This window comes from Treponema sp. OMZ 838, from assembly GCF_000775995.1.
In the GTDB taxonomy this organism is placed as follows: domain Bacteria; phylum Spirochaetota; class Spirochaetia; order Treponematales; family Treponemataceae; genus Treponema.
The window spans coordinates 960,454-972,686 of the sequence record NZ_CP009227.1; the positions used below are offsets into that span (position 1 = coordinate 960,454).

Annotated in this window: 7 protein-coding genes; 5 read left to right on the forward strand and 2 right to left on the reverse strand. The window is 46.5% G+C overall.

Going from position 1 to position 12,233, the window contains the following annotated elements:
- The first annotated feature begins 1 nt into the window (after position 1).
- A complete protein-coding gene (locus tag QI63_RS04315) occupies positions 2 to 1,786 on the forward strand; it encodes a hypothetical protein (protein ID WP_044014205.1) in 1,785 nt (594 codons plus the stop codon).
- On the opposite strand, the gene pheT is transcribed toward QI63_RS04315, so the two are convergent.
- Both pheT and QI63_RS04325 read right to left on the reverse strand, forming a co-directional pair.
- On the reverse strand, positions 1,761 to 3,509 hold the full coding sequence (gene pheT / locus QI63_RS04320) for a phenylalanine--tRNA ligase subunit beta (RefSeq protein ID WP_044014207.1): 1,749 nt from the start codon (positions 3,507 to 3,509) through the stop codon (positions 1,761 to 1,763). The two genes, QI63_RS04315 and pheT, sit on opposite strands and share 26 nt — an antisense overlap.
- 448 nt (positions 3,510 to 3,957) lie before the next feature.
- Positions 3,958 to 4,635: a YoaK family protein gene (locus QI63_RS04325; protein ID WP_235619780.1), complete on the reverse strand. Its 678-nt coding sequence runs from the start codon at positions 4,633 to 4,635 to the stop codon at positions 3,958 to 3,960.
- A 305-nt stretch (positions 4,636 to 4,940) separates the two neighbouring features.
- On the opposite strand from QI63_RS04325, the gene QI63_RS04330 reads away from it, so the two are divergent.
- From QI63_RS04330 to QI63_RS04345, 4 genes are read left to right on the forward strand one after another with little or no spacing between them, the layout of a single operon-like run.
- Positions 4,941 to 5,978, forward strand: coding sequence for an Hsp70 family protein (locus QI63_RS04330; RefSeq protein ID WP_044014209.1), 1,038 nt, complete (start codon positions 4,941 to 4,943; stop codon positions 5,976 to 5,978).
- Between the two features lie 36 nt (positions 5,979 to 6,014).
- Positions 6,015 to 8,186: a flagellar assembly lytic transglycosylase gene (locus QI63_RS04335; RefSeq protein WP_235619781.1), complete on the forward strand. Its 2,172-nt coding sequence runs from the start codon at positions 6,015 to 6,017 to the stop codon at positions 8,184 to 8,186.
- Positions 8,183 to 8,992, forward strand: a complete 810-nt coding sequence (locus QI63_RS04340; protein ID WP_044014211.1) for an undecaprenyl-diphosphate phosphatase — start codon at positions 8,183 to 8,185, stop codon at positions 8,990 to 8,992. The genes QI63_RS04335 and QI63_RS04340 overlap by 4 nt, the downstream gene beginning before the upstream one ends.
- A 15-nt stretch (positions 8,993 to 9,007) precedes the next feature.
- On the forward strand, positions 9,008 to 12,214 hold the full coding sequence (locus QI63_RS04345) for a DNA translocase FtsK (protein ID WP_369792407.1): 3,207 nt from the start codon (positions 9,008 to 9,010) through the stop codon (positions 12,212 to 12,214).
- Positions 12,215 to 12,233 lie beyond the last annotated feature (19 nt).

Consider the following 12,233-nt stretch of genomic DNA (forward strand, 5'->3'; position numbering starts at 1 on the left):
AATGCCTGAGATGCTAAAAGGCTGGCTGTCCGTTCTTATTCACTTTGTGATCGGACTTGGGTGCTGCCTAATATATGTGTTTTTTCTCAAAAAAATTGATGTACTGCCGCAGTTTTTGTTCAGCCGGAGATTAGCAGAAACAGGAATCTTGTTTATACGGATTATGCCGAGCTTGCTGGTTTCCGCTATATTGATAGGGTATGCCGTTATTTTCGGTACATCCGGTCAAAATACCGTACCGCGATTTTCTGACATATTACTTCGCTACTTAAAAGAAGCATTTATTATGCTTTTTGCGTGCGTTACTATTTATATCATATTGATAGAAATAGTATTGCCGTTGCTGGCAGACTACCGGCGCTACAGCGAACTGAAAACACATGATTATTACGATTTTATAAAAGAGACTGATAATTCATTACGAAACGGAGATGCCGAAAAAGCGTATGATAAGGCGAAGGCTGCCTTAGGAATCTGGAAAAACAATCCTGAAGCATTACAACTTTTCGATAAGGCTAAGATATTGCATGAATCATACAATGCAGATCGCAAGCAAAACAATAAAAGCGAACCCTCTTCTGAAACAGCTGAGCCGGAAAACTTAACAGCGGAAGGGGCATTGTTCATCAGTAAGCGGTTTATGAACAAATATGATTTTTACACCGCACACTATTATGCCATGCGGGCATATCAGCTGAGTGCCGAAAATGCACCGTATCGTGAAGAAGCGTTACGGCTGGCAGCACAGGCGTGGAATCAAATTGAAAAAGGGATCGCGGAGCTTACCGCCGAATTTGACATCCGTTTATACCAAGCAAAAAAAGCCGGATACGAGATGATCCAGCAAGAAAACTACATCAAAGCCTACTATCAATTTGTGAACGCGAAGCGAATGCTTGAACAGAATAATCCGCTCAAAAAAGACCCTGATATAGACCGTTTTATAGATATTACCCGAAAAAAACTATTGGAAGAAGTTTTCTTTATCGATGAAACAGCCTCTCTGCCGCTTTTTGAAACAGCACGTAATATTCATTTTACCATTCCTGCATCAGGCACGAGGGCACCGGCACATATAACAATAGAAGGTCTTTCTTATATCACCAACAACAATATTAAGGAAATATATGGAAGGAATTGCGAACTTACACAATACACTGCCGACGGTAAGATTCTTTATCGGGCACGGATTCCTTTCATCAAAGTTATTCCGATTGAGAGTGCTGATGGAGTTCCTATGCTCCGTATGCTGTTCCGCGCTGTGGATAAGCAGCGTGATACTGTAGTGTTGAAGCCTATCGTTCTGGAAGGAACAATGCCGATTGAGCGGCAGACATCTCTGAGACTACCGTTTTCATACAGCGATTTTGAGCTGATTATCGCGGCCAACGAAGGTGAAAAATCTATGACGCTCCCTCAACTCTATGCCTTTCGGCAGCGGGGAACACAATACGGCTTCCCTGCGCAAATATACCATCGGGAATTATTGGCGAGAATTATCGATGTGTTTCTTATTTGGATTATTTCGATTTATATGCTCGTATTGGCATGGCGCTTCAGAGTTCCACCGCACCGGCCCTTTAAGCATACATGGGCACTGGCATTTCCGCTCTTTTTTATACTGGCAACAGGACTGGTAGAGGCGGGACGGTATTGCGCCCGCCTTGTCATTGCCCTGCTTACCGATATATCCTACAGCTTGTCCCCGCTACTGTTATTGCTTGCATACCTGCTCTGTTTTATCGGAATGTGTTTTTTCTTTATCGGTCAGCGTTCGGAAGCGTAAAAATAAGGATGCTTTCGATATCGAGTTCGCCTGCAAATGCCGGAACGGTAACAGACCAGTTTTCCAACACTTGCGGGTGCAGTTCACCGAAAATACCGATCTGTTTCCCATCGCACAGAACACCCGCTTGCCGCCCTTCGATAAAGCGCGGGTCGTGTGTCTCGCATACGTTGTAGTCCATTTGCAGATAGTACAGTAGGCCGGCGACAAGGCTGGCAGCTTCATTAAAGTTAGCATCTTGGTTTACAGTCAAGAAGCCGAGACTTTGGCGGGTGCGCGTACCGGTATTTTCTTCGGGAGCAAGGTACGCGATTTTCCCCGTTTCAAAGATACGGTGCGGATAGACCGCATTGCCTGAAACCGTTTCTGCGGATAAGAGCGACGGAATGATGGACGGGCGGACAAACTGATAGTTTTCCGACATGGGGTTTGCAATTTCAATTACCGACGCTCCGTCTATATTCATGCGGTCGATGTAGTCTTTCTTTGAACCGAGATAATTAAAAATCATCTCTTGATAACCGAAACCGACCATCAAAGTTTTAATCTTTCTGCTGAGCTGGGTAACCGGAGAGAGCCGCCCGATGGTAAATTCCCGCGGCGTTTCCGGTTCAAAGAACTCAACCGTTTTACCCATCATCACGTCTTCGATAATATCCACTTCGTGTAAAAAGTCGTTCCGGTATGCAGGCGGCATCAGCGTCAGACAATCCCCCTCGACGGTAACGGTATTGTCCATACGCTCCAACGCTTCCACAATGTCCTGCGCCGGAAGCTCCGTTCCGAGGAGTTTATTGACGGCATGAACCGTCGTCTTTGTCGGCTCTTGGAAGTAAAGCGGCGTGGTAATCGTCTTACCGAAGCCCGTGTCATACGGATATTCTACGCTGACCGGTAAAATCGTGTATCCCGCATCAGAAAAATCGCAGGCAACGATGTTGGTTGCAAGCAGCAGAGAGGGCATATCGGTACCGGTCAGTTCAACCAACAGGTCGGCATCCCCCGGCTGTACCGCACCGATCTCCGCGCTATTGATAATCGGCGCCATTGAAAGCACGCCGCCCTTTGCATCCGATAAGAGCGGCACCTTCTTCATATCCTTGAGTATCCAGCTGTATTCCTTGCCTTTCGGGTGTTCGGTGATAATGCGCTCACACGTCATTTCGGTGTCGAAGCCGAGCGGCGTAAACGAGGTTGTGTGCGGGTCAACAGCACGGTACTGTACCGGCCAGTTGATCAGCTCGCTGCGGTACACCCCCATCGACACCGAACGGCGTTTCCGGCCGAAGTTCCAGCACAGCTTTTCCTGTGTTTGAATAATATCTTTCAACATAGCATCGTCGATGGGCTTGCCCGAAATGACAAATGCCGTCATAAAGGGGCGGATATGCTGTAATTCGGGATCTACGGTTACTGTCCGTTTTCCGGAATCCTTCCGCTCACTCAATGTCGATAAAAATGCTTGATACCGAGCTTTGTTTGAAGCTCCTCCCGTGTGCATACGCAAAAGGCGCGCAAGCCCCGCTGTTGACCACAGGTCGGGGCGGTTTGTATCGTTTAATTCAATTTTTATAATGCGTTCATCTTGAGGCGCCGCTGCGGAAGGCGCTTCGTCCAGCTCCGCTTTTGCAGAGCTTAATAAATGTTCAAATTCGGGGGAATAATCGTATTTTTTTCCTAACAAGTTGAAAAAAAGCTGTTCATTTACATCAATCTTTGGCATAGTCTATCCTTTTTTAATATGACTGAGCTGAGGCAAAGGTTAAAACACACGGTTCACAATGCCTCTGAGACAATTCACATATAATAGGGCATCTCTAAAAACTCGGTTAGATTTTTAGAGATGCCCGACGAGTATTTTTGATAAGTCTTTACATTGTTATGACTTATCAAAAAACATCGCAAAATAAATCTAAGGAAAACCTCTAAACAACTGAGGTTTTTAGAGGTTTCCTATTGAAAGAGTATATGCAATATGCCCCTGTTTGGCAAGAATGATACAAGGCGTGCTTATTTGGCTGCCGAAGTTAGCCCTTCCTTAAAATGCAACAGTTGAACAAAGTATGAACTTTGGAAATTGTTGCATTCGTGCGCGGTAGCGCACATGTTAATACGCGATGTTTGCGCTTACGCAAACTCGCAGCGTTTTTAGACAATGCCAACTGCATTGTCTAAAATAAGCGTTCTTCTCTTTGTAACATCACAAATGCGATAATAATGAAGAGTTCGCACAATAAAATCGATTTTTCCGCATAGTTTTGTATAGCAATAAATCCAATCGAAACACCGATACCGAAGCTTGCGATGATAAGAAGATACTTAAAAAAAGAATACAGATATTTGATATCTTTTACAGCTCGATACTTCGCAAGGTTTATCATACTGCTTTTTAAGTTACCGGTAATCATTGTGGTGGCTATCGGATTGCCGTCAACCTTATCGAAGTTGGCGACTTGCAGCGCTGCAATAAAAGAGATAACGGAATTGATAATGTCATACCTAAAATACGTACCGGTTAATCCGATTGCGGCAATAACCAATACTTCAAATACCAAGACTGTAACCATTCGGGTGTAGTTTTTAACGTAATGTTTGTTTTTGAGAAATTCTGAAATAAATATGCCGAACGCAAACGTAACAATAGGTATGATATATTTAAGAAACTTATGAAGTTCCCCATTTGCAGCAGAGATAAACAGCAGCACAAGATTACCGGTTTGGGCATTTGCAAATACCTTACCTTTTAATAGATAAGAGTATGCATCTAAGAAGCCCCCAACTAACGAAAGACATACGCCGATTACAATATTGTCATGCAGTTTTTCTTCTCTTATTTGTATCGTATCCACCTGTACATCCGTTAAAAAGTCTTTAAAAGTTGAAATCTTTAAAAAAGTATAGGTATGATAGGGCTAAACCTATCACCTGTCAACATATAGAAAACAGAGAACCTTTCCGTAAGCCTTTTGAAATAGGCGAGGTAGATCCGAGGCGCGAGAAAAAATTAACCGCAGGCGTATCTTTGATACGTTGAGGATTAATTTTTTCGAAGCAACGAAGGAGATACCCGCATATTTCAAAAGGAATTTCCTTTTGTATTGACTAAGATATGCCGATACTATAAAAGTAAGGTTTTAATAGAAGGAGTAGTGTAATGGCAGCTAAAATAGGCATAAAACTCGCAGATGGAATGTTTCTTCCCATTATGGACGACGATGCATCAGCCTCTGAAACGCTTGAATTAACTACGGTACGCGATAATCAACGAAGTGTACAAATTAATTTGTTCAAAAAAGAGGATGATACTTCAGACCCTTTGTATATCGGCTCACTGATTGTTGAAGATATTCAAGAGAAGACCGCTGGAGAACCGACAATAGAATTACGATTAGTACTCGACGAAGATAAAAATCTTTCTGCCGAGGCTGTTGATAAAGATTCCGGTTCGCATCAAGCCCTGCGAGTGTCATTAGAAACATTTGCGGATCAAGCATTTGATGATCTTGATTTTGATTTAAGTTCGGAAACGGCCGATGCCGATATCAATCTTTCCTCAACTAACATAAACACTGATGATAATTCCGGCACCCATGATGAATTTTCCACTGCGACTTTTTATACTGATGAAGACGATGAACAAGAAACTAAACCGAAACGCGGAATGCCGATTTGGCTTTTAATTCTCCTTATTTTGCTCGGTATTGCTGCATTAGTCTTGGGCATTCTGCTGCTGACAAAAAAGAGTCTTAGCGACGATAGCCGGCCGATGGCTGTGGAGCCTGGGGTAGCCGCGGTTATACCGGCTCAAAAGCCCCCCGCACAAGAACAACCTGCTCCAAATACGGCACCGTCATTGCCCGCAGACAAAGCGGTAACCGAACCGCCTGCTCCTCAACCGACAGGTGCCGCTCCAATAGAGCAGCCGGTACCGCCGCAGCCTGTTCAGCCGGAGCAACCGGTAAAACAAGAACAGCCTGTTCAGCAGACTAAACCAGCGGTAAAAGAACCGGCAGCTTCCGCATCAGGACAAAAAGCCGTCCGCTATAAGATCCGTTGGGGCGATACGCTTTGGGATTTATCGGAAACTTATTACCGTAATCCGTGGTTGTACACAAAGATTGCAAAGCATAACAAACTTAAAAATCCTGATTTAATCATTTCGGGAACTTATATTGAAATCCCTCCGCAGTAAGATACTACGCAACAAGCAAGAACGATTTTTTCGTTCTTGCTTGCTCCTTTTTTTTCAACTCCGTATTCCTTTTTTTGTCTTTTCCTCTTCATCGGTTCCGTCACAGCCTGTGCCGCAGATAGAAGTGCTGCTTTATTAAAAGACTTAAAAGCAGGAAATTACGGTTTTTTCTTAAAAGCAGACAAAGCAGCCTATCGCAGTATTAAAATGATGGGGCACGGCAGCGCCTATTATGTCGGTTTGCATCTGAAACGCGCAGGACACGAACAAGCTGCCCGTTTCTACTTTGACCTTGGAGAAAAGCTGTATGAGTCGCCGCTGAACCGTCTATGCCGGGAAGAATTGTACGAAACAGGTTCCCCTGCCGACCGTCTGCAGTCGATAGAAAAACGCTTGCAGGAACTTTCCAAAGCAACCGATACTTCCGTACAGAACGAAAAAGAACTGTCTGAAAAAGACCGTTTAACCCGCTTGAAAAACCTCCTTCTCTTGCAGATGGGTGCTTATGACCGCATCACACAATCGCCGGAAACGCTGTATCTTACCGGCCCGCTGACGACAGCACTTGCCGAAGCCTTTCCTCAATTCGGCAAGGATATGCCGCCGTTTTTACATAAGCTTGCCGAAATCCGTATCGCAGTTTTTAACAAACACTATACGGAAGCATGGGCATCTGTTCCGGATACTTTCAGGATGGAGAATGCCTTTGCAGATTTTACCTTTCCAAGTCTGCTCTCCGATATCGGCAAGGCAGGCGCCTATGGGACTGAGAACGCCGCCGAGGCAGCGGCTTTTTTTGAAGATTTTGCAATACGAATACAAAGCGGAGTCAATAAGAAGCTTTCCGGTACGGATATGCGCCGGTGCCTTTTTTATGCATCCTTTTATGAAGCCCGCTGCCGGGTAAAAATCGGCGGCGCAGAACAACAAGAACGCGCTATAAAACTTTTCTTACAGGCAGCTGAATTGGCTGACACCGATTCCAATCTTGATTCTGCATTGTGGTATTATTTGGATACCATAAAACTGCGGGGAATTCCCCGTTATCTAAAAGCACTGGCAGATACGGCGCCCCGCTGGAAAAAACCTGAATGGTATGCCGATTTGATACAATCATTACGGGCGCAGCTGACTGCGGCAAAGGATTGGAAACACTTAAAAACGCTCTATGATGTGCTGACAAAAACAAACTTGCCGGAGCAACAAGCCGCTGTTGCCTATACGCTTGCCTGCACCGATTCGCTCCCGCCGGATCAGACGGTACGGTTACTGCAAGAAGCATCCGGAGAGTCCCATGACTCGTTGTACTACAGGATTTTAGCCGCATATCGGCTCGGTGGGGCGCAGTTGTTACAAGATGTGTTCCAGTTCCCCAGTACACTCCCATCCGGTGCACAAACACAATCCGTCCGACGCCCGCAGACGCAAGCCGGTGAAACACAGCCTCAATCCGGCGGACAAGCGCAAACCAGCGAATTTTCCGTACAAGAGGCGCGGGCGTATATCGGTGGCTTGCTTCATTTCGGTTTATACGATATGGTCTACCCCCGCATTGTTGCCGTATATCCGGCGATTCCCGCCGAAGAGGCACTACAAATCGCCCGCGTATTGGCTGATGAGGGCAGCTATGCCAATTCAATACGGGTAATCCGCTTCTCGTTAAGAAATCAGGAAGATGCGGCAACAAAAGAACAGCTGGAGCTGCTGTACCCCCGTCCGTGGCACGAAATTGTCTCGAAATACGCCGCGGAATACCGGCTGCCGGAATATCTTTTATACGCGCTGATAAGAAGCGAAAGCTTTTTTCAACATCGGGTGGTATCCGGAGCGGGAGCCGTCGGTCTTACACAGCTGATGCCTGCTACGGCTGCGGATATCGCAAAGAAGTTAAAGGTTGCAGATTACAGCCTTACCGATCCCGAAATAAATATCAGATTCGGTGCATATTATCTTGCGGAAATGATCCGCCGATCCGATAACCGTATTATGCCTGCCTGCTTTGCGTACAATGCAGGCATATCACGCGTTCGCGGATGGCAAAAAAAAGCGCAAGGTCTATCGGCAGATCTCTTTTTGGAGAGTTTGGAATACGCTGAAACGCGGGATTACGGTCGAAAGATACTGTCCGCAGCAGCAATATACGGAGCACTCTATTATTCCGAAAAACCGGAGGATATTGTACTGCTCTTTTTCAAGGAACTATTATGACGGTTATACAAGCAATTTTTCTCGGCGCCGTTCAAGGCATTGCCGAATTTCTTCCTATTTCAAGCTCCGGCCATCTCGCCGTAGCAGAGTACTTTTTGGGGCATACCGATGTCCCCATCATTTTTGATATTCTACTGCATATCGCGACACTCGGAGCTGTCTGCATTGTGTTTTACAAACAGATATGGAGGCTTTTAACCGTACTCGGCCGCTTTATCATCAGAAAAAATACAATAGAAGACAGCGCAGACCTTAAACTAATTGCCGCGCTGCTTATTTCGACTGCCGTTACCGGCGTTATCGGTATCGTTCTGAAAGATATTGTGCAGGCAAAAAATATGCTGTTTATCGCGGTCTGTTTTATTATTACCGGTATCGTACTTTTAGTTTCAGTTAAAATTCAACCGAAAAAAACCGTTGCCGTGCCGTCTATGCTGCAAGCGGTGATTATCGGGGCTGCGCAAGGTATCGGCGTACTGCCGGGTATTTCCCGCTCAGGCTCTACCATCGCAGCGGCGCTCTTAACCGGTGTAGACCGCGAAAAAGCCGGAGAGTATTCGTTTCTTCTTTCTATTCCGGCGATTCTTGCAGCGTTTATCTTTGAACTGAAATCAGCCGATACCATAAGCGGTTCTGTCGGCATCGCAGCGCTCGCCGCAGGAATGTTGACTGCCTTTATCGTAGGTTTTTTTGCATTGACCTTTTTGCTTAAATTGATACGGAAGGGAAAGATCGGGATATTTGCCTGCTATTTGATTCCTGCAGGAATTATATTATTCAGCGCAGTAGGCATCTTTCAATTCTAGGGGTGTTCAAAAGGAATGGGAGGGGAAATAACATTGATGGGAAACCGAGATCATCGATTTAGAATTTTAGCGGTCTTTTTAAGTATACTGTTTTTTTGTATCGGGATTGTCTTGACGCTCGGCATTTTTTTGCCGATTGCCGGACTAACTCAATCAAACTATGGATTGTTTGCCGTAGGACTGCGCGTATTTTCGGTATACGGTTTCTCTTCTTTTCTGATTCCGCTTCTCTTTTTATATGGAGCCGTATTATTGCTGATTCCCGGCTGGACGCGCGAATCTAAAGCGGTTCTGCTCGGCGTCCCGTTCTATTTTGTTACTGCCATCATCGGTGAGCGGCTTATCTACGCTTTTGCTCCATCGGTTTCCATTCCGCTTGTCCGGCAATTTGTAACCGTTTCAATCCTGATCTGTGCGCTGCTGCTTGTCTGCTTTGAAATCTTTTTAATGCTCATACTAAGCGAAAAGCTATCAAGCAAACACTTCTCTCTGAGCAACATTCCTACGGAAGATACCGTTTCCGAAAACGCTGAGCCGGATAGCAGCGATACTAAAGATGCAACGGTATCTTTTACGCCGCCGGTACCGGCAGCAGAAGCCTCACCGACGAATTCACCGGAAGAAAACAGTACTGAAGCTCCGACTTCTGCGGAAAATGATACGGACACAACATTCACAACTCCGATCAATACGTCCGGTACGGTTCAAGAACGACCGGAGGCAGCCCCTGTATCCGGCCCATCTACAGATACGGAGGAAACGGCGTTTAATCCGCTCTCGGCTGACAGTGCCGTTGAGCCCCTTAACGAAAATACTACCGATACGCTTGAGTACCGCTCCGAACATAATACATCAGTTGAAACCGGCATTCCGGATACTGAAAATATGCACAGCGGAACACCACAGAGTGAACCGATGCATTCTGCTCAAGCGGTAGATACTCTTGAGCCTAGGGATATGGAGGAAGATGATGAGCAGCCGCTCCCGCTGTCAACTCCATTATCAGCCGTTATGGATATGCAGGAAGAAGATACTGCCCGTCCGGTATTTGACCCTTCCGATCCGAACAACCTCTTTGCAAGCTTAGAAGAAATTACCGCTCCGGTTGAACGCATCAAACAGACCGGCCATTCCGAAGTACAGACCAATCCCTTGCTGCCGGAAGAAGACACGGCGGCTCCTATACCGCCGGAAGACGATGTACCGGCTGGAGCGGAAGAAGTCGCAGATACCATCGCTCAAATGGACATTATTCCCGAAGAAACAATTCCAGAACAACAATCGATAGCCGCGGCTTCTCAAACAGAAGCCGATTTTTCAGATACCAACAGCGCTGCTGAAACCGAAAGCGCCGCCGAGCCGGATATGCCGCTTGTTTTTGTAAACGGCGTACCGCTGCCGAATGAACGCTCAGACCTGCTCGACACAATGGTGGTGATCGACTCGGAAACGCACACAAACTCAAAAACTATGCAAGAAGAGCAATCCGTTTCATCGGAAACCGGCAGCATCACCCAAAACCGGACGGTAATGCAGGAGGAAACCGCGCCGGTTGCGCCGGTTGAAGAGCTCCAAGACGAAACGTTTGTATCCGATATCGATATCAATGAGGCAGATGTACCGGCTGAAAATATTTCGGAATCGGATATCGCCATTGACGGTTTGGATATACAGAATGAAGAAGATATCGATGACAGCGAGACTGATATCGGCGCCGAAGCCGCACAGGATACTGATGAGAAGTTGTTAGAAACCATCGAACAAACCGTACCGGTCATTCCGGCAAAACCGGCGCCTCCCCCTCCCCCGCGGAAAAAATATGCCATCCCGTTTGATCTTTTAACGAATTATCCTGACGGTGAATACTGGATTGTTGACGATGCGACACGGCGAGCAGCGTTGATGCTGAAATCGACCTTTAACGAATTTAAAATCGATGTATCCATCACCGGTATCCGTAAAGGGCCTGTCGTAACGATGTTTGAAATGCTGCCTTCGCCGGGTATCAAACTATCCAAGATTACCAATCTGCAGGACAATATCGCATTACGTCTCGCTGCCTCCAGCGTCCGTATCGTTGCGCCCATTCCGGGTAAACATGCCGTCGGCATCGAAGTTCCAAACAAAAAGCGTTCAATCGTCAGCTTTCGGGAACTGATAGAAACCGATTTGCCGGAAGCTGCTAAGATGGCCATTCCCGTTGCTCTCGGAAAAGACGTAACGGGCAATCCGCAAGTCCTTGACCTTGCACAGACCCCGCATCTGCTCATCGCCGGAGCAACCGGTTCGGGCAAATCGGTTTGCGTTAATTCGATCATTTTGTCGATTCTCTATAACCGCCGCCCCGATGAGGTAAAGCTGATTTTAGTCGACCCGAAAATTGTCGAGCTCAAGCTCTATAACGACATTGCCCATCTTTTAACCCCCGTTATTACCGAACCGAAGCGGGCGTTCCAAGCGTTACAATATGCGCTCTGCGAAATGGAGCGGCGCTATGCCTTGCTCGATAACATGGGCGTGCGCGACATAAAAACCTTCAATGCGAAAATAAAATTGGAGCGGATTGCAACGGAAACGCTGCCCTATATCGTCATCATCATTGATGAATTTGCGGATCTTATGGCAACATCCGGTAAGGAGCTTGAAGCCACGGTCGCACGCTTGTGTGCAATGAGCCGCGCAGTCGGTATTCATCTGGTGCTTGCAACGCAACGGCCGTCCATCGACGTCATCACCGGTTTGATTAAGGCAAATATTCCGAGCAGAATTGCTTTTATGGTTGCATCAAAAACCGATAGCCGAATCATCTTGGACGAGATGGGTGCGGAAAAACTGCTGGGAAAAGGCGATATGCTGTACGTAAGCGCCGCTCGTCCGTTCCCGACCCGTATGCAGGGAGCCTTTGTTTCCGAACAAGAAGTAGAGCGTGTTGTCGCCTGCGTGAAGGAATACTGCGAACCCGAATATATTGATGAAGAAATCTTTGTCGATGATGATGACGAGCCGTATGATAATGCTGTGTTCTCCGACGATAACGACCCGCTGTATGAGCAAGCATTGGAAATTGTTACCTTTGCAGGCAAAGCGTCTGCCTCCTATGTACAGCGCAAACTGAAAATCGGGTACAACCGCGCGGCTCGTCTTATCGAAGAGATGGAAGCTCGCGGTATTGTCGGCCCTGCAAACGGTTCAAAAGCCCGCGAGGTCATCAGACGAGTGTAGGGATGTTTAATAATCCCTT